The organism is Providencia heimbachae ATCC 35613 (assembly GCF_001655055.1).
GTDB classification, from domain to species: Bacteria; Pseudomonadota; Gammaproteobacteria; order Enterobacterales; family Enterobacteriaceae; genus Providencia; species Providencia heimbachae.
Genome location: NZ_LXEW01000024.1, coordinates 74,859 through 93,101, shown reverse-complemented (window position 1 = coordinate 93,101; position 18,243 = coordinate 74,859). Strand labels below are relative to the sequence as shown.

Annotated in this window: 18 protein-coding genes; 14 read left to right on the top strand and 4 right to left on the bottom strand. The window is 41.4% G+C overall.

Features of this window, described 5'->3' with window-relative positions; all coding sequences use genetic code 11:
• Positions 1-7 precede the first annotated feature (7 nt).
• From M998_RS08360 to M998_RS08315, 10 genes are all read left to right on the top strand, one after another.
• A complete protein-coding gene (locus M998_RS08360; protein WP_068440163.1) occupies positions 8-589 on the top strand; it encodes a fimbrial protein in 582 nt (193 codons plus the stop codon).
• Positions 582-1,127, top strand: a complete 546-nt coding sequence (locus M998_RS08355) for a fimbrial protein (RefSeq protein ID WP_068440166.1) — start codon at positions 582-584, stop codon at positions 1,125-1,127. Before M998_RS08360 ends, M998_RS08355 begins: the two co-directional genes overlap by 8 nt.
• An 8-nt stretch (positions 1,128-1,135) precedes the next feature.
• A complete protein-coding gene (locus M998_RS08350; RefSeq protein WP_068440168.1) occupies positions 1,136-1,621 on the top strand; it encodes a fimbrial protein in 486 nt (161 codons plus the stop codon).
• Complete coding sequence (locus tag M998_RS08345) at positions 1,621-2,151, top strand: fimbrial protein (protein WP_068440172.1); 531 nt, start codon at positions 1,621-1,623, stop codon at positions 2,149-2,151. Before M998_RS08350 ends, M998_RS08345 begins: the two co-directional genes overlap by 1 nt.
• 18 nt (positions 2,152-2,169) lie before the next feature.
• Positions 2,170-2,988: an MrpH family fimbial adhesin gene (locus M998_RS08340; protein WP_068440175.1), complete on the top strand. Its 819-nt coding sequence runs from the start codon at positions 2,170-2,172 to the stop codon at positions 2,986-2,988.
• Positions 2,989-3,003: 15 nt separating this feature from the next.
• Positions 3,004-3,273 (top strand): helix-turn-helix domain-containing protein, encoded by a 270-nt coding sequence (locus tag M998_RS08335; RefSeq protein ID WP_068440177.1) that lies wholly within the window; start codon positions 3,004-3,006, stop codon positions 3,271-3,273.
• A 344-nt stretch (positions 3,274-3,617) separates the two neighbouring features.
• Positions 3,618-4,586, top strand: coding sequence for a siderophore ABC transporter substrate-binding protein (locus M998_RS08330; RefSeq protein WP_068440180.1), 969 nt, complete (start codon positions 3,618-3,620; stop codon positions 4,584-4,586).
• Positions 4,587-4,589: 3 nt separating this feature from the next.
• Entirely contained in the window at positions 4,590-5,552 is a 963-nt protein-coding gene (locus tag M998_RS08325; RefSeq protein WP_068440182.1) for an ABC transporter permease, read from the top strand.
• Positions 5,539-6,531, top strand: coding sequence for an iron chelate uptake ABC transporter family permease subunit (locus M998_RS08320; RefSeq protein WP_068440184.1), 993 nt, complete (start codon positions 5,539-5,541; stop codon positions 6,529-6,531). The genes M998_RS08325 and M998_RS08320 overlap by 14 nt, the downstream gene beginning before the upstream one ends.
• Before the next feature lies 1 nt (position 6,532).
• Complete coding sequence (locus tag M998_RS08315; protein WP_068908401.1) at positions 6,533-7,291, top strand: iron ABC transporter ATP-binding protein; 759 nt, start codon at positions 6,533-6,535, stop codon at positions 7,289-7,291.
• Between the two features lie 205 nt (positions 7,292-7,496).
• Here the strand turns inward: M998_RS08315 and M998_RS08310 are convergent, their stop codons facing one another.
• The 4 genes from M998_RS08310 to M998_RS08295 all read right to left on the bottom strand — a co-directional run bounded on the left by M998_RS08310 (position 7,497) and on the right by M998_RS08295 (position 12,903).
• Entirely contained in the window at positions 7,497-8,963 is a 1,467-nt protein-coding gene (locus M998_RS08310; protein ID WP_068440190.1) for a hypothetical protein, read from the bottom strand.
• A 207-nt stretch (positions 8,964-9,170) separates the two neighbouring features.
• Complete coding sequence (locus tag M998_RS08305; RefSeq protein ID WP_068440193.1) at positions 9,171-9,671, bottom strand: RidA family protein; 501 nt, start codon at positions 9,669-9,671, stop codon at positions 9,171-9,173.
• Between the two features lie 221 nt (positions 9,672-9,892).
• Positions 9,893-11,311, bottom strand: coding sequence for an NAD(P)/FAD-dependent oxidoreductase (locus M998_RS08300; RefSeq protein WP_068440196.1), 1,419 nt, complete (start codon positions 11,309-11,311; stop codon positions 9,893-9,895).
• 941 nt (positions 11,312-12,252) lie between these two features.
• Entirely contained in the window at positions 12,253-12,903 is a 651-nt protein-coding gene (locus tag M998_RS08295) for a DUF1028 domain-containing protein (RefSeq protein WP_068908399.1), read from the bottom strand.
• Positions 12,904-13,052: 149 nt separating this feature from the next.
• Between M998_RS08295 and M998_RS08290 the strand changes: the two genes are divergently transcribed.
• From M998_RS08290 to M998_RS08275, 4 genes are read left to right on the top strand one after another with little or no spacing between them, the layout of a single operon-like run.
• On the top strand, positions 13,053-14,615 hold the full coding sequence (locus M998_RS08290) for an ABC transporter substrate-binding protein (protein WP_068908397.1): 1,563 nt from the start codon (positions 13,053-13,055) through the stop codon (positions 14,613-14,615).
• Between the two features lie 57 nt (positions 14,616-14,672).
• Complete coding sequence (locus M998_RS08285; RefSeq protein ID WP_068440208.1) at positions 14,673-15,620, top strand: ABC transporter permease; 948 nt, start codon at positions 14,673-14,675, stop codon at positions 15,618-15,620.
• Positions 15,617-17,407, top strand: coding sequence for a dipeptide/oligopeptide/nickel ABC transporter permease/ATP-binding protein (locus tag M998_RS08280; protein WP_068908396.1), 1,791 nt, complete (start codon positions 15,617-15,619; stop codon positions 17,405-17,407). Before M998_RS08285 ends, M998_RS08280 begins: the two co-directional genes overlap by 4 nt.
• Positions 17,407-18,210, top strand: a complete 804-nt coding sequence (locus tag M998_RS08275) for an ABC transporter ATP-binding protein (protein ID WP_068440213.1) — start codon at positions 17,407-17,409, stop codon at positions 18,208-18,210. Before M998_RS08280 ends, M998_RS08275 begins: the two co-directional genes overlap by 1 nt.
• Positions 18,211-18,243: the final 33 nt, after the last annotated feature.

Sequence of the window (18,243 nt, the reverse complement as noted above, 5' to 3'; positions counted from 1 at the left end):
GAAAAACATGAAAAGGACTCTCCTGTTCAGCACGATCATATTCAGTTTAGCCCCAGTGTTGGCATCTGGTATCAATAGCTGGGAGGTAGATGGCTTACATGGACAAGTAGTCGTAAAAGGTTTTATGACGGAAGCACCTTGTACTATGGATGTGGCGAGGTCAGAGCGACAAGAGATTTCGCTTGGGGATATACCGTCATATTCGCTGCGTAAAGTTGGAGATAGGGCGGAACCGGTGCAGTTTCAATTGCAGTTTAAAAACTGTATTAGAACACAAAGTCGCTCGAGAGATGTCAGAACAGATACGCCGACTTGGGATGCGATGCAGCCTGTGATAACGGTCTCTTTTGTTGGTGTCGCTGATAAACATTTTCCACAAATGTTGAGTGTTAAAGGTGTATCTGGCGTGGCTTTAGAAGTGAAGGATGCACAGGATCAAGATATTCGTTTAGGCAGCCGCGGGCGTCCCCAATTTTTAGCATCACCACAAGGTTCTCTCAATTATTTTGTTGCCCCGGTGAGAACGCCCGAAAAACTGACTGAAGGGAATTTCAGTGCTGTGATGGACTTTAAGGTGGATTATGACTGATTTTAATAAGCCGCGATACATACTAGCGCCATGCCTCGCTGGGATCTTATTCGCTTCAGCATCACAGGCAGGATTACCAGAAACGCGTATTAATCCGCAAGCTAATACTCGAGCTATTCCCGGTGTTGTTTATGTGCAAATTAGGGGGATTGTACTTGCTCCTCCACCTTGCAAAATTAACAACGGTGAACTGATTGAAGTTAATTTTGGCGAAATAATGAGTACACGCGTTGATGGTGTGGCTTACGAAAAACCGATTAACTATAGAATTGAATGTACCAAAATGCCAACTCAACTAATGAAAATGTCTGTGAAAGGGAATCGAGCATCATTTGATACCCAATCATTAGAGACAAATATCGATGGGTTAGGTGTTTCCCTCCGTTATGGGGGGCGTAAGCTCAGTTTAAATGAAGAAATTCGCTTTACTTACCCAAATGCTCCTCAGTTTTCAGTTGTGCCTGTGCGTGATCTAACCAAAACGCTTAAAGGTGGTGCATTTGAATCTGTTGCTACATTAATGATTGAGTACCAGTGAGGATAAAGATGAATAAGATAATGAAAAAAATCCCACTGTTGGTCAGCTTATTTTTTATTCCTACAGGCATGGTTTTAGCCGATAACATGAAAATGTATGGAACATTACTGATTCCACCTCCATGTACTATTCATGATGATGGCATTATTGAGATTATTTATAAGGATATTGGCTTACATAAAATTGATGGTATCAACTATGCCCAACCTATCGATTATGGCTTGAAATGCGACCCTAATATGCACAGTTGGGATCTGATGTTATCAATACAAGGTCCTAAAACGGGGTTTGATGACTCGGCATTGCAAACTAACATTCGTGATCTCGGTATGCGAATTACCCAGAATGGACAAGGATTTGAGCTTAATAAGCCGATAAAAATTAATTATGGCCAACCTCCTATACTCGAAGTCGTTCCTGTAAAACGACCGGGTTCAACGTTGCCGGAAGGGGTTTTTTCAGTTACGGCGACATTGTTAGCGGAGTACCAATAATGAATATGCTGACGAAAGTAGCCTTAATTATTACCCTATTACCTTATGGTAGCGGTGCGCTAGCGATCCCTAATAACCTACAAATTCGGGGTAATTTGGTGGAAGAACCGTGCACGATTTTGCCCGGCGATGAAAAGATTTCATTAATTTTTTGGGATACACCAGAAAAAAACTTTTATGCGAATGGTCATACCGCAAGCAAGGATTTTGTCATTAAGTTATCTGACTGTGATACCAGTATTGGTAAATCGGTCAAAGTGACTTTCTCGGGGACACCAAGTCCTGCATTACCAGGTTTCCTTGCATTGTCTAACAGTAGTACTGCATCAGGCTTTGCCATTGGGATCCAAAATTCCGATGGTTCTCCCTTAGATATTGCTCAGGAAGGTGAAAAAATTGCGCTTCAAAATGGCGCAACCCAATTGCATTTCCAAGCATTTTTAAAAGGTGAACCTGACGCAATTAGTAATAAGACAATTAAAGTTGGACCTTATAACGCGACAGCAACATTTAAATTAGATTACGAATAATAAAGGCTGTGAACTAATATGAAATTTTTATCCTCTCTATTATTGGGTGCAGCCATGGTCTCATCCTCTGCATCAGCGGCAATTTTTTCTTATATTACAGAATCTAAGCCGATTGGTACCACGGGTGATGCCGATTATACCTTTATTATTGAACGTTGGGATGACGAGCCTCGTGGTACGTTGAATCCTTGTTATGGTGCTGCAATGTGTAATCTCAGTGTTAATCATAAGCATACGACAGCAGGGACACCCGGCGGTGCAACATTAACGATAGGAAGTATCCGAGGCTACCAATATATGTGGCAAGTTCAGGAATTTGCAAGGAGTAAGGTCGGCTTTCCTATTGGACCTATGATTGCACAGCACCGTGGGATGCGTTTGCAATCTAACCAGGAATGCGTTGGGTTATTTTACGAAACCGGCTCCCAAAGAGGTGGTTTGCTTCCTGGCTCATTATGTGGGATCGCTCCACCACCGGTAGGCGCATGTCGTATCAATAATAATATCCCCGATATTAATTTTGGTTCAGTTGATGAAGCGAGCTTAAATGGTTTAATGCAAGAAGTGACTGTAAGCGTGACCTGTAACTTGCCTATGAGTGTTCTGGTGATTGCTTCTGGTACAAATAATGGTCGAGTTAGATTACGTAATGATAACAGCTTAAACGCAAGTTTATTCTTAGGCCCTAATAATAGACCGGGTGAAGTTGGTCAGAGCCTTTATGTTCCTGGCGGTGGTACCAGTACCGTTCAACTGAAAGCGCGATTGGATACCAGTGGGCGTGTTGCTCCAGGTGCTTTCAATGGTGCCGCATCTTTAATTTTAACCATGCCTTAATAAATGGTGGTCGATATGTATTCAGAAAATAGCAGTGAAAAAATCCATTTTATGGTAGGTCAGCGGATCTTAGAAAAACGAAAAGAATTGGGCTATACCGGCTATCAATTAGCCCAGTTATTGGGTGTAAGTCAGCAACAAATCTCTCGCTATGAAAGGGGAAAAATAAAAATTGACTTATACCATCTCTTTAAACTCGCATTCTTAATGGGAACCCCAATTAATTGGTTCTTAGAAGATATTAGTTCCCAAATGAATAATGACAGGAATTTTAGTGAGTTCTAATTAATAACAGGTTGAGGTTGTTACAGAAGCTCGGCGATGGCGTGACTCAACCTGGTTATTTTTAAAGTATCAATCCGCTTGCTATAGACGCTTATTTATACACATATCATATACGCTCATTTGGCTAATTCCCCTCATGTTTTATAAAACTGATACATTATTTAGGGCATAAATACGTGCGATAGATGCAATAAATTGACGTATTCGTGCTTTCTTACATTTTTGCGATCAAATGCAAATGCAAACTAATATCATTAGCGCTTAATAACGTGTAAGATACTGCCATCTTCGAGTCGTTAGTCTGTTTATTATCGGTACTTTAAAAGAAAGATGGAGAAAATTGGATGTTTGCAAAATCATTAGTTTCAGGTATCGCATTACTGTCAGCGTTAGTCTTAGCGGGCTGCGATAATGCAAAAGAAACCACAGGGACTTCTCAAGTCGCTGAAAAGCAAGTTATTACCGTTGAACATGCCCAAGGCAAAACAGAAATTCCTCGCCATCCGCAAAAAGTTATCGTTATGAACATGGAGACATTGGACATCATCGATGCTCTTGGTGTACCTGTTGCTGGCCTGCCACAAACTAACGTCCACTTACCGAAATTTTTATCTAAATATAGCGGCACAGACTATGTTAATGCGGGCACATTGTTTGAGCCTGCTTATGAAACACTCAGTAACGCTAAGCCTGATTTAATCCTAGGTGGAAGCCGCTCTCGCGATGCTTATGACAAACTCAGTGGTGTTGCACCAACAATTTCAATGGATATTGATAATAAACGTTTTATCGATAGCCTAACGGAACGTACAACAGAATTAGGGGTGATCTTCGGTAAAGAGAAAGAAGCCGATAAAATCATCACCGACTTCAAAGGCAAAATTGCCGATATCAAAGCAAAAACACCAAATTCAGGTAAAGCGATGGTGATCTTAGTCAGTGGCGGTAAAATTTCTGCTTATGGCCCAGGTTCACGTTTTGGTTTTATTTTTGATGAGCTAGGTTTTGAACCTGCTTATGTATTCCCAGAAGATACAGGTCGCCACGGTAACATCGTTAATGCCGAGTTACTGGTAAAACTTAATCCTGACTGGTTATTTGTTATCGACCGTGACAGCGCAATTGCCCGCTCTGACGCACAACCTGCAGCTGAAGTGCTTGATAACGCATTAGTTAGAAAAACTGCCGCATGGAACAAAGGCCAAATTGCTTACCTTGATTCCTCAGCTGTTTATATTGCGGGTGGCATACAGACTTATTCCAAATTAATGGATGATATCAATAACGCATTAGAGAAGAGTAAATCTAATTAACCCATGAAAACGCTTTATTTTTTTTGTGGAATTATCGCATTATTGGTATTAGCGGTATTAAGCTTATTTATAGGAGCGGGTGACGTATCACCCGTTTCGCTTTTCACCGATCCAGAGATGCAAGACATCTTTTTTATCAGCCGAATTCCTAGAACTGTCTCTTTGATCTTAGCCGGTAGCGCGATGAGCGTTGCGGGCCTTATCATGCAACTTCTCACACAAAACCGCTTTGTTGAGCCGTCTCTTGCTGGCACAACGCAATCCGCTAGCTTAGGTTTATTGATCGTAATGGCCTTTTTTCCCGCCTCAGGTATTATGACCAAAATGGTGGTTGCTAGTGGTTTTGCACTTCTTGGCACCATGTTATTTATGGTTTTATTGCGCCGAGTTATCCTAAAATCTGCCCTGATCGTTCCTCTCGTTGGTATCATGCTTGGCGCTGTTATTAGTGCGTTAACGGTATTCACTGCATACTATTTTGATTTATTGCAGTCGCTTGGCGCTTGGATGAGTGGCGATTTTTCTAGCATCTTACAAGGGCGATATGAGTTGTTATGGCTAGTGGGTATTTTGACACTTATTGCCTGCTGGATTGCCGATAGCTTTACGGTTGCGGGGATGGGGCGTGAATTTTCCATTAATGTTGGGTTAAATTACCGCAAGGTGATGACCATTGGGTTATCTATTATTGCATTAATTAGTGGTGTTGTGGTTGTCGTCGTGGGGGCACTACCGTTCCTTGGATTAATCATTCCAAATTTAGTTAGCCTCATTATGGGGGATAATATCCGCAAAACCATTCCATGGATTTGTCTTGCGGGTGGTGGGTTAGTGTTGCTATGCGATATCATCGGACGTTTAATACGATACCCATTCGAGATCCCAGCCAGTGTTATTTTAGGCGCGGTGGGCGCTATTATTTTCTTATATTTACTGTTGAAGCAGCAACGTTATGCAAAAAGTTAATACATCAATAGCGCCTGCGCTGGCGGTTAAAAAGGGTATCACGCCGTTACAACGGATATGGATACTACTCGCACTGTCAATATTATCGGTCATACTTTATATGACGATTAATTTGGGGAATAACCTCGCTTATATCTTACCGCATCGTGGTTACATTGTTCTGACGATGATCGTCGTGGCTTTTGCTTCGGGGGTGTCGACCGTCCTGTTTCAGACTATCGCTAATAATAAGATACTGACCCCATCAATTATGGGGTTAGAAGCACTATTTGTATTACTACAAACTATCTTTATTTTTTATACCGATAGCTTTCCTGCATCATGGCTGTTGAATATTGGTAAGTTTTTACTCGAATCTTCATTGCTGGTTTTATTCTCGGTATTGCTTTACCGCTGGCTATTTGTTTCTGTCAAAATGAATATTAACCTCGTCTTGATGGTGGGGATTATTCTTGGAACATTATTCCGTAGTGTCGCAACTTTACTGCAGCGTTTAATGGATCCAAATGAATTCTCTATTTTGCAAAGCCGTATGTTTGCAACCTTTACCAAGGGAACTCCCGAGCTTATCCTCTTTACGTTAGCCATTACGGTTGTTGTCGGTTTATTGTTATGGCGGATGCGTTATTGCTTTGATGTAATCGGACTCGGGCAGGCAAATGCGGTTAATTTAGGGATTAATTATCGCCATCAAGTGACGGTTATTTTACTGCTGATTTCGATACTGGTTGCGATTTCAACCGCCTTAGTTGGGCCTTTAACCTTCTTAGGGTTGATGGTGGCAAACTTAGCGTATTTTGTCAGTGGCAGTAGCCAACACCGTTACTTATTGCCCGTATCATTCTTATTAGGTGTTATTGCGCTAATCGGTGGGCAGTTGATCTTAGAGTACGGCTTAAATATGGCAGGAACCTTATCTGTCGTGATTGAATTCGTTGGTGGAATATTCTTCATTTATATGGTGTTAAGAAGGTTTTAGTATGATTGAAATTAGTCAGATATCGAAAAGTTATCAGGATACTAAAGTCTTAGATAACGTCACAACAACAATTAAAAATAGCGGTATTACCTCGATCATCGGGCCAAATGGCGCGGGTAAATCAACATTATTATCGATTATTGGGCGCTTATTAGTGGCTGATGAGGGCGGTTATGTCAAAGTGAATGACTTAGATGTATCCACAACGCCTAGTGATAAGTTAGCCACATGTTTATCCGTTTTACGTCAAGAAAATCAATTTGCTAGCCGATTAACGGTTGAAGAGCTTGTCGGGTTTGGTCGTTATCCTTATACAAAAGGGCGCTTAAATGTTGCCGATAAACAAAAAATTGATGAATCACTGTCGTTTTTAAATTTATCAGATTTGCGCCATCGCTATTTAGATGAATTATCGGGTGGGCAGCGCCAGCGTGCTTATGTGGCAATGGTACTTTGCCAAGACACCGAATATGTATTGCTAGATGAACCGCTAAATAACCTCGATATGAAGCATGCCGTTATCATGATGAAATTACTGCGTCGTGCAGCCGATGAATTGGGTAAAACCATCATCTTAGTGATCCACGATATTAATTTTGCTTCTGTTTATTCAGACTATATTGTGGCACTAAGAAACGGGAAATTATCCTATCACGGCTCCCCAGCAGAGATAATGAAAGCAGAGATTATAGAGGATATTTTTGATACGCCGGTGGAGATTCGGGAGATAGCTAATCAACATATCGCCCTTTACTACTAATATCCGTCATAGTTCCAATTGTAGGGGTGTTGGCTACATTCATTCACCCTAGTCACATAGTTTTCTATGTTCCTAGGGATTCATTCATTTGCCGCCTACCTACAATTGGAACTATTTAGGATATGACTAAGAAATTTTCTTCTTGCTGTAGTCTGAATTATTTAAGTGATAATGAAGCTGGAAAAAAGGTTTTTAAATTAAATGCTTACTGAGGTGGAATTTCAATATCTTCGTTAGTATTGAGCACTTGTAGTGGTTGTAGTACTTCTAAGCGTTTCACGCCATCAGCATTGACAACCAATCGGGCAAGTTCGTTGTAGGTCTTCTTATTCATCGTCACTCGGCGACAAATATAAATATGGTAAACCTTCTCACCCATAATCGTTGGCTCATCGTCATTAACCATAAGTTCTTCATAACTGATATCAATGTATTTAAGAAAATCAGAGATATTGAAACGGGTAATATCGACAATTGAAGATTGTGCTTGTTCAAATACCGTTGGTCGATTATGTAAAAGAACATCCTTCCTGTAATAAAGAATATCTTCGACGCGCTGCACATTCACTAAATTGACCCAATGTGACTTTTGGCGCATCTCACGAATATCAGGGGAAAGCGTATTTTCATTGAGAAAACGAAAAGACTCCTTACAGATACCGACAGGGGCTTTAACGCCTTCACGATAAATTCGCAATTGACGATCGGGGATCCATTTTTGGAATAACCGGTAAAGTTGCTCTCGACCGATTTCTTTAAACCTATCTTTAAAAATATAACCGACGACCATCGCCAGAAATAAATTTGCACTCAGTGCACCGTATTTACCCTGCCACATAAAGGCGATTAAAGTCGCAAAAATCATTGAGATAGCAGCCGCAATACCATAAATAGAGTGCAATAATAGTGGCGCTCCACGCTTATGGCGAATTTCTAAATAAAGATAGCGATTAATGTATTTTTTCAATAAATTTCGGCGGTAGGTGACCAGCTCTGCGTCATTTTCATTATTTGGAAAACTGTCAGGATAGTGTTTCTGAAGATAACGTAACTCCTGATACCAGTAATGACGAATTTCTTCACGCAGCGGTATGTGCTTATCGTTTAATAAGGTGCGTAAATAATTCATGGTGTAGTAAGCCATAAACTCATCACAGTAAGAAAATGCATTGGAGTGGATTATTTTTTCAATCTCGGCGGCATAGCTTGCGAGCGCACGATAGCGACTGAGGCAGTTTTCAATATCAGCAAGTAAACCCGCGATATGTTCAGGGGTTTGCCGTTGTGGTGTTTGAGTCACCATTTTGATATTTAAGCGAACTGTTCTTTTATAGGTTAGCGTATAGCGTTTTAGCTTATTTTCATATTCATCTAGTGAAGGGGGATCTTGTGGGTTGAGCTGCTCCATCCACTGTTTTAACTTATCTAATACCCCATTTTCAGCCGATAACGATGACAGCTTAACAATCGGTGGACGCAATCTAATATAATTTTTTAGGCTACGCTGTAGGCTTGATGGCGTATACAGATCAGGGTTAACTTGCAGCGAAGAAGGTAAAAAGAAAAAGGTTTCAACTTGATAGCGGATCTCTTTAGATTTACGTGGAAACAGGACCTTTTGTTTGATTTCAAATTGTCTTTTACCATGGATCTTTAGAGACTCTTTAATCATGTTATTTCTCTTATTTATCGAACTTTATTTTTACCAAAGATAAGTTAAATAATACCATATTTACATGATGTACTGGTTGAATAATGTTCGAGATAGGAAATAACCTGAAAGCGGTAATACAGAAGAGGATTTATTTGAGGAACAAAATATAACGAGGCACACAGTGGTGCCTCGTTATTGAAATCATCTTGGTTATATCAAAATAACTTATTTTTTAGCTGGACGTACTGCAGTGACTTCGATCTCTACACGCCATGCTGGGTTGGCCAGTTTAGCGACTTGGAAAGTAGAGCGAGCAGGTAAGTTAGTGATTTTTTCAGTTTCATAGAACTTGTTGTAACCCGCCATAAAGCCAGCAAAGTCCATAGTACCTTTAGTTTCGTCACCACCCACTAAGAAAACTTGCATTTTAACAACGTCATTCATTGTCAAATCCATATCAGCAAGCGTTGCTTGGATTTGTTTCAACACGTTGATAGTTTGCGCTTCAGTGTTACCGTAAGACGCTAAAACACCTTCTGGCGCATCTTTAGTGATTTTTGATGGTACTTTTCCGCTTAGGAAAATAAGGCTGCTGCTTGCGTTAATTTCTACTGATTCAGAGATAGGGAATCCTTTCACTGGAACGCGTTTAACATCATCTGCTGCATTTGCACTTGCTACGCCTAAAATGAAAGGCAGAGAAAGTAATAAAGTTTTATAGCGCATGTAAACTCCTTAACATTATCAAAGTAAAATAGAACCTGTTTACTCTTCATCTTTCAAATTGTAGGGGGGCTGCTTTCCATTCCCCTAGTCGCATACTTTTGTATGCTCCTAGGGATAATGTCATTTGCCGTCTACCTACAACTTGAACTATTTTGAGTAACCCCTTGGCTGACTCACGAAGCTTAGCAGGCTCTCAGTAAAAAACGCATTATATCGTTTTATTAACTAAAACGAGAAAGCTTGTACGGCGTTGGATCGATGAAAGGTGTTTCACCCATTAACAATTCAGCCGTTAATCGACCAGCAGCAGGGCTTTCTGTCATACCCCAACCCGTTGCGGTATTGATAACCAGACCTGGATACTGTTCGACTGTTGAAATAATTGGAATTTCATCATCCGTTGGTGCAACTGTACCACCCCAACGCTCAACCACTTTAGACTCTTTAAAGGCTGGGAATTCGGCTCTCAGTCTTTCAAGTACTGCATCTAAGTGTTCGTTGTTTGGTGTGTTTGTTGCGGTACGGAATTCTTCAAAAGGTGTTTTTTCATTTAAATTCCATGAAGTTGCCATCATGAAGGAGTTAAATAAATCTTTACCGATAGAGAATTCTAATGGCAGTTCACCACCTTGTAATAGGTGCATGAATTTTGGACCTAGCAAGAAGCTATCTTTAACGATAGAGCTGGTAAAGATACGTGGAGCGACTGCATAGGTGCCATCTGCTTGTTCACGGAAGTGGATACCGTTTGGCAGGTGAACGTTACCTTTCGGTGCGCCCGGTACGCCAGTGATACGTTGCTGAGACAGGTAAACGTTCAGTGTAGGCACATCGATGCCGAGGTTACCCATAAATAAGCGAGACCAAATTCCCCCGGTCAGAACGACACGAGAAGTTTTGATTGCTCCTTTTTCGGTAACCACATCAGAAATTTTACCCCCTGCAGTTTCAAAGCCTCTCACTGCACAATTGGTATAGATACGAATGCCAATTGATTTTGCATAGTTAGCCATTGTTGGCGTAACAACTTCTGGGTCAAGACTCCCTGAGTCTTCTTCAAATCCACCGATTTTCCATGGAGTTTGCGCATTCACCAGACGTTTTGCTAGCTCGTCACCTTCAATCATACGGGTACGAAGCGGGGTATCAAAACCTGGATTTTCTGCCGCGCTTTTAATCCACGCTTTCGAAATTTCCAAATCTTCTTCACTTGATGGTACTTCTACGCGGCCTTGAATTCGGTAGCTAGTATCAGCACCGATTTTTTCATTCATGCCTGTCCATTGAATTTTACCGTAGTGGTGCAATGGGAAAATGGCTGGAGATGTTTTGTAGCTGATGATTTGGCTATATGCACGGCCAGATTGTTCACCCCCTACAACACCTTTCTCACAGATAACAACGTTTAGACCTTTTTCAGCAAGGTTAATCGCTGTCATTATTCCTTGAAGGCCCGCACCGATGATAACGGCATCCGCTGAATCAGGTAATGCGCCTTCAGTGCCAGCAACAGCAGCAACGCGCGATTTAGTCGATTCAAAGCGACCTTCTCTACGGATCATTGGAACAACCGTAGCACCCCCTGCTAATACTCCAGCAGCACCAACCCCTAATAATAGTTTTCTTCTCGAGATTTTCATCTACAACCTCAATAATAACATTAGTTTTTATATAGTAAATAATTTCAAAATTCGATTATTATATTATCATATATTTTAAAATTGTTAAGCATGGTTAGCATTTGTTAATAAAAATGAGGGAAATGATTTGATCGGTAAATAGATTTTGTCAGTGTTATAAAGGGTTTGCCGTGCATAGACCTATTTTATTTATTATTCAAATGGGATTTTTAAATTGTTAATGTCATTAAAAGTGTACAGGTGTAAACACTAATTTTGGGTTTAAGTCAGGTTAAATTTAATTAAATTTGCCATGATGGTTAATCTTTGTTCGCAGAAGAATGTGCTAAATTTAAATTAAGTCATGATTAGGTTGTTAAGATAAAATCGTGAAACTTATGGCTAATACTAAAGCTATTTAAGAAATGTTTGAGTATTCTTTAATCATTTAAGTTTATGGGGTTAAGTAATCAAATAATATAATGTAAGTTGTTTTTTTAAAATAATTTGAACACGAAAAAACTAGTAATCAATTGATAATATTGATTATTTTATTTTTAATGGATTAATGCTTAAATATTAATCATAACCGTTCCTTATTTATGGTTATTTTTACTTATAGGATGGGAACCAATTTAGTATAACTATCTAGCGTGGAAAATAGACGGGTTGATTTAGAGTTTACGATATTACGCCACCAAAAAATAATAGTGACATGAATTCTGTGGATATATATTGAACTATTTTTTTAATTTTAAGTTTAAGCCAAGGTAAATTTGTTTTTCATAATAACGAATAATGATTCTGTAAAAAATAATGTGATATTATTCACAAATCAAACACTGAATAATTGTTTAATTATGTTGAAAAATTGAACATAAAATAACATTATCTTTAGAGTGCATATTCTTGGTGCTTATTTAACAAATAGCGAATACGCACAATTTTCGTTATTTAACTTGTTACTTTTCCATTCCGGTCGGAATTTGTGCAAAAAAATTGGCATAGTTATCAGAACGAACTTGATGAAGAATAGCGGTTAAATCAGATAATGGCTGTTCGGACCAATCAGCTCGAATATCAATATCGGCATATTTTCTATTATTCCACACCTTTAATGCCGCAGAGCGTATGCCTCTATAATCTCCTCCCGCTTTAGCCCCAGCTTGCATTGCTAAGAGTAATCTATCCGCCAAAGGAATATTACTATTTTGATGATAAGACTCATGTATAGCGGCTAAAACCTGTTCACCGGCTAGCATATTACCCGCAATGGCGAGATCAGCTTCGGACAAACTCCCACACCAAGGTAAACATTCTTGGCCTGTCCAGCTCGCGCTATCTCCTTGTGCATCAAGTACAATAAGCTGCCTAACGAAAGGGGATCCGTCATTAGCTAATAACGAATTGAGGCAATCTTTCGCAGATAAATTTTTTTTCAATAATTCAATTCCATCCAAGCCTAAAACAGGATTAGTCATTGCTTGTGTCGCAATTGCACCAGATTGGCTCGCACCATGAAGTACTAAAGCGCCAACTGCCGGGCCTGCCGTTGCTGTTACTGCACCAATAATTTGTGTTTGTGGGCAGCGAGCAACAATAGAAAAAGTCATTTTACACCTCATAAATTAGACATTGATCAAATTTATCATTATAAATTATTGCAGGAAAGGTAATTTATCATCATAAATAGGGAAAAATAAATAATAATTAACAAAATTGACACATGTCACACATCAATAACGGCACTAGGGAGATTTTTATGAAAATGCGTTTTTGCAGGTGGATAGCAGGCATTTTGCTTCTCTCTATCTTTTCGTCGTCACCAACATGCTCTGCAAGCCAAGGTGATGTTTTACTGTTGGGGCAGGTGGCTGAACCGCAGTCATTAGATCCTCAAGTTGCAACAGCGGCAAATGACTCACGTATATTGGTTAATATCTATGAAGGGCTTGTCCGTAATGGGGATGGTTCATTAACCCTTGAGCCATCGTTGGCAAAGTCATGGAAGGTGAGTGATGACGGGCTGACTTACACCTTCAATTTACGTGATAACGTTAAATTTCATGATGGTAGCTCGTTTGATGCGCAAGCTGTGAAGTTTACTTTTGAACGTATGTTAGACAACAAACACCCTTATTATCACACGGGGCCTTTCCCGCTTTCGTTTTTCTTTTCAGCAATAGATAAGATTGAAACCCCCGATAACCAAACCGTGGTATTCAAGCTTAAAGAGCCTTTTGCCCCTTTCTTATCTAATTTAGCCACGCCGGCGGGTTTGATTGTCTCTCCAGCAGCGGTAAAGCAATACGATAAGGATTTTAGCCGCCATCCCAGTGGAACTGGACCGTTTAAATTTACCGAATGGACCGCTAATCAGCGGGTTGTTGTGGCTGCAAACGAGGAGTATTGGGATACGCGTCCGACCCTGAACTATGTGGTATTTCGTCCGATTACGGATGCGAATACTCGGGTCGCAGAGATGCTTTCAGGTGGCATCGATGCCATGGTGGAAGTTCCTGCCGATAATGTCCCGCTGTTTTCATCAGATAAACGCTTTCGGTTGTATGAAGCAACAGGCCCTCATGTTTGGTATGGCATGCTGAATACGTCACAGCCCCCATTTGATGATGTACGGGTTAGGCAGGCCGTGAATTACGCAGTAAACAAAGATAATATCGTTAAATATATTCTTCAGGGCTCGGCTGATGTTTCCGAAGGGCCAATACCCTCGGCATTTGATTGGGCATTCGACGCAGAAACCCAAGCCTATCCTTATGATCCGCAAAAAGCTCGTGAGCTAATTAAAGCGGCGGGCGCAGAAGGGCAAAAAATTGTGTTTTATGTCACCGAAGGGGGATCCGGTATGTTGGATCCGATCCCAATGGCGACAGCAATACAAGCCGACTTAAAAGCTGTCGGGTTATCCGTTGAAATACAAACATTTGAGTGGAATACCTACTTATCAAAAGTCAATTCAGGATTAAAACAAGCCCATATGGCCGAAATGGCTTGGATGACCAATGATCCCGATACCTTGCCGTTCCTCACATTGCATTCTAACTCATGGCCTGAGAAAGGTGGGTTTAACTCAGGGTATTACAGCAATAAAGAACTTGATGCGTTACTCGACAAAGCACGAGTGAGTAATGATTTGGCTGAACGGGCACAACTCTATCGCCAAGTACAAAAAATTGTTCATCGCGATGCACCTTGGTTATTCGTTGCCAATTGGAAACAAAATGCCGTGGCAAGTGAGCGAATTAGCAATTTTAAGCTACAGCCAAATTTTAATTTATTACTTAAAGATGTTCGTAAAGATTAATTGATTGACTTCATGTTGCTAAGGCAGCGAGTGAATTGATTTTCTGGGGAAAAGCCTATGTGGTTATATTGTTTAAAACGTATTTTAGCGACTATTCCAATTTTGATTGGTCTCACTTTAATTGTCTTTTTTATTATGGCAATGATACCGGGCGATCCGGCTCAAGCTTTGCTTGGACCATGGGCGACACCTGAAAATGTGGCAAGAGTCAAAGGTGAACTTGGCTTAGATAAGCCCTTATATCAGCAATATTTTATTTGGATGAATAACTTACTTTCTGGCGACTTTGGCCGCTCATTTGTGTTAAATCGTCCCGTTGCCGACGAAGTGTTAGAGCGTTTTTCGGCTACGTTGATTTTGGGGGGAAGTGCATTATTACTTAGCTCAATCCTCGGTTTATTAGCGGGCATTATTTCGGCTATTCGCCAATTTAGTTGGAGCGATAGAACCATCACTCTTGCAGTATTGCTAGGGATCTCGATGCCATCATTTTGGATTGGTTTATTGATGATAATGGCTTTCTCAGTGCAATTACAGTGGTTCCCAGCTTCAGGGATGTATTCCATTTGGCAGGGTGGCGGTTTAGGCGATCTTTTGCATCATCTTATTTTACCCGCGATCACTTTATCGTTAGTGGCGACGGGGGTGATTGCACGATTGACCCGTACCGCGATGTTGGAAGTACTACGCCTTGATTTTATTCGCACTGCACGGGCGAAAGGGCTCAGTGAGCGCAAAGTGATTTTTCGTCATGCATTTCGAATGGCGTTAGTGTCAGTGATCCCCGTGATTGGTATTCAGGCAGGCTTTGTGTTTGGCGGCGCGGTATATATCGAAACCGTTTTCCAATGGCCTGGTTTAGGGGCGATGTTAGTGAAAGCGGTGGCAACTCGTGACTTGTTCTTAGTGCAAGGTGGTGTGTTAATTGCCGCAGCCTCCTATGTGTTTATTAATATGTTTGCGGATTTGATGCAGGCGCTACTGGATCCGAGGTTGAAATCATGAGTCAGTTAACTCCCCCTGTTACTGCGCATCGCCATCGTCAATCAATCACGTCGCTATTGTTGGCGAACCGTTTGGCATCCATCGGGTTGATCATACTCGTGATTATTATGCTATCTGCTTTGCTAGCACCTTGGTTGCCGTTACCGAATCCGGATGAAACCGATTTAGTTAACCGATTATTACCGGTGTTTTCATCGGGGCATATCTTGGGTACTGACCACCTTGGTCGCGATATTTTGTCGCGCTTATTGTGGGGTACACGGGTTTCATTGATGGTGGGTATTTCTGCAACGTTAATTGCGGCGGTTTTCGGCACATTAATTGGCTTGATCGCCGGTTACGTTGGTAATAAAACCGATACATTATTGATGCGCTGCATTGATATGTTGATGGCCTTTCCATACATCTTATTGGCATTGGCGATTGTTGCGGTGCTGGGCCCCGGTTTACTCAACGCCTTGTATGCTATCGCATTAGTGAATATTCCTTTCTTTGCACGTAATATTCGTGGGCTAACCGTAGGCTTACGAGATCGGGATTTTATTCAAGCGGCAAGATTGTCAGGAAAAAACCATCTGCAAGTATTGTTAACTGAAGTTTTACCGAATGTGTTACCGATCATTGTGGTGACAATGTCCACCACGATTGGTTGGATGATCTTAGAAACGGCCGGTTTATCGTTCTTAGGCCTAGGGACTCAGCCACCTAATGCGGATTTAGGCTCGATGTTAGGGCAAGGGCGAGCACAAATGTTCGTCGCACCTCATGTGGCTCTAGTGCCTGGAGTGATGATTTTTCTTATCGTTATTAGCTTTAATCTATTAGGTGATGGTATACGCGATATTCTTGATCCACGTTTAAAATCAGGTGCATTACAGCGTTCTCAGCCGATGACTCAAACTCAACGTGCTGAAATTCCTGCGCAAACGGTGAACAGTAATGCGGTACTTGAAGTTAAAAACCTCTCTATTGCTTTTCGTCAGGGAAACCAATTACGCCCAACCGTTAATAACATTAGCTTTATGGTTGAGCCGGGTGAATGCTTAGGGCTGATCGGCGAAAGTGGTTCAGGTAAAAGTGTCACGGCGTTATCAATAATGGGGCTGCTAGCTTCACCACCTGCGGTAATTACTGGCGGAGCGGTGTACGTGCAAGATGAAGAAATGTTGTCATTGCCATTATCAACAATACAACAACGTCGTGGTGCGCGGGTTTCTTATATTTTTCAAGACCCTCTAACAACACTTCACCCACAATTTACAGTTGGGGTTCAGGTACAAGAAGCGATTACGGCACATCAACGTATTTCCAATCAAGCGGCGAAAGTGAAGGCGATTGAGTTGCTTGATAGTGTTGGTATTCCTGACGCAGCGGAACGTTATCATTCTTACCCGCATGAATTATCGGGGGGACAACGTCAGCGAGTCGGGATTGCAATGGCGTTGGCAAACGATCCGGTTTTGATTATTGCCGATGAACCCACCACGGCATTGGATGTGACTGTGCAGGCACGTATTTTAGAATTGCTGAATACATTACGTCGTGAGCGTGGTGTTGCGCTGTTATTTATTACCCATGATTTTGCCGTAATTAATCAAATTTGCGATCGGGTTGCGGTGATGCAGCAAGGCAATATTGTCGAAACGGGGACGACTCAAACCGTTTTACAACAGCCTCAGCACCCCTATACGCAGCGCTTGATTGCCAGTGTACCGAAACTTGGGGAAGGCAAAGCATTTTTAAGCCATGTGGCCGAGATATACAGTGACAAGGCGAAGGAGGCTTAATGAATAAAGTGATTGAAGTCAATGATTTGGTCAAAACATTTGGTCACCCTCCGGGGCTATTTCACCCGAGCAGCAGGGAAGTGCAGGCACTAAAAAGCATTTCGTTAGATCTCTATGAAGGAGAAACGCTGGCAGTTGTTGGGGAAAGTGGCTCGGGTAAAAGTACATTGGCGCGTATTTTGGTTGGATTGGAACAAGAAACCACCGGTAATATTACCATATTGGGGCAAACGCGTCGTCAATGGCAAAAGCAAGGTGCGCGTGCTTTCGGTCAAGCGGTTCAATATGTTTTTCAAGACCCGGTCGCCTCACTCAACCCACGCAAAACGATTGGTGAAACTTTATCGATCCCGCTGAAATACCTGAAGCATATGAATAAGTCCCAGCGCGCGGCAAGGTTGGCGGAATTGCTTGAAGCCGTACATATGCCCCTTGATGCATTGGCGTGTTATCCCCATGAATTTTCAGGGGGGCAGGCGCAGCGTTTAGCGATAGCACGTGCCTTGGCTGCGGATGCGCGTATTTTGGTACTGGATGAGCCGGTTAGCGCGTTAGATGTCTCTGTTCAAGCACAAGTTTTGTTATTATTACAAGAGCTTAAACAGCAATTTGCATTATCTTACTTATTTATTAGCCATGATTTGGCGGTGGTTGAGTCGATAGCGGATAGGGTTGCCGTGCTCTATTTAGGTGATTTGTTAGAATGTCGCGAAACCGAGAGCTTATTCGCGGCACCTGAGCACAGCTATACCCAAAACTTACTTGCCAGTGCGCCACGTATTAGTCTTGAGTCATCAATATGATACAAGATTTTTACCTAACACAGCCGGAATATA

Bases quoted from the DNA above. Each gene is read 5' to 3' on its own strand.
- M998_RS08360 (WP_068440163.1), top strand. From the start codon at position 8: ATGAAAAGGACTCTCCTGTTCAGCACGATCATATTCAGTTTAGCCCCA.
- M998_RS08355 (WP_068440166.1), top strand. From the start codon at position 582: ATGACTGATTTTAATAAGCCGCGATACATACTAGCGCCATGCCTCGCT.
- M998_RS08350 (WP_068440168.1), top strand. From the start codon at position 1,136: ATGAATAAGATAATGAAAAAAATCCCACTGTTGGTCAGCTTATTTTTT.
- M998_RS08345 (WP_068440172.1), top strand. From the start codon at position 1,621: ATGAATATGCTGACGAAAGTAGCCTTAATTATTACCCTATTACCTTAT.
- M998_RS08340 (WP_068440175.1), top strand. From the start codon at position 2,170: ATGAAATTTTTATCCTCTCTATTATTGGGTGCAGCCATGGTCTCATCC.
- M998_RS08335 (WP_068440177.1), top strand. From the start codon at position 3,004: ATGTATTCAGAAAATAGCAGTGAAAAAATCCATTTTATGGTAGGTCAG.
- M998_RS08330 (WP_068440180.1), top strand. From the start codon at position 3,618: ATGTTTGCAAAATCATTAGTTTCAGGTATCGCATTACTGTCAGCGTTA.
- M998_RS08325 (WP_068440182.1), top strand. From the start codon at position 4,590: ATGAAAACGCTTTATTTTTTTTGTGGAATTATCGCATTATTGGTATTA.
- M998_RS08320 (WP_068440184.1), top strand. From the start codon at position 5,539: ATGCAAAAAGTTAATACATCAATAGCGCCTGCGCTGGCGGTTAAAAAG.
- M998_RS08315 (WP_068908401.1), top strand. From the start codon at position 6,533: ATGATTGAAATTAGTCAGATATCGAAAAGTTATCAGGATACTAAAGTC.
- M998_RS08310 (WP_068440190.1), bottom strand. From the start codon at position 8,963: ATGATTAAAGAGTCTCTAAAGATCCATGGTAAAAGACAATTTGAAATC.
- M998_RS08305 (WP_068440193.1), bottom strand. From the start codon at position 9,671: ATGCGCTATAAAACTTTATTACTTTCTCTGCCTTTCATTTTAGGCGTA.
- M998_RS08300 (WP_068440196.1), bottom strand. From the start codon at position 11,311: ATGAAAATCTCGAGAAGAAAACTATTATTAGGGGTTGGTGCTGCTGGA.
- M998_RS08295 (WP_068908399.1), bottom strand. From the start codon at position 12,903: ATGACTTTTTCTATTGTTGCTCGCTGCCCACAAACACAAATTATTGGT.
- M998_RS08290 (WP_068908397.1), top strand. From the start codon at position 13,053: ATGAAAATGCGTTTTTGCAGGTGGATAGCAGGCATTTTGCTTCTCTCT.
- M998_RS08285 (WP_068440208.1), top strand. From the start codon at position 14,673: ATGTGGTTATATTGTTTAAAACGTATTTTAGCGACTATTCCAATTTTG.
- M998_RS08280 (WP_068908396.1), top strand. From the start codon at position 15,617: ATGAGTCAGTTAACTCCCCCTGTTACTGCGCATCGCCATCGTCAATCA.
- M998_RS08275 (WP_068440213.1), top strand. From the start codon at position 17,407: ATGAATAAAGTGATTGAAGTCAATGATTTGGTCAAAACATTTGGTCAC.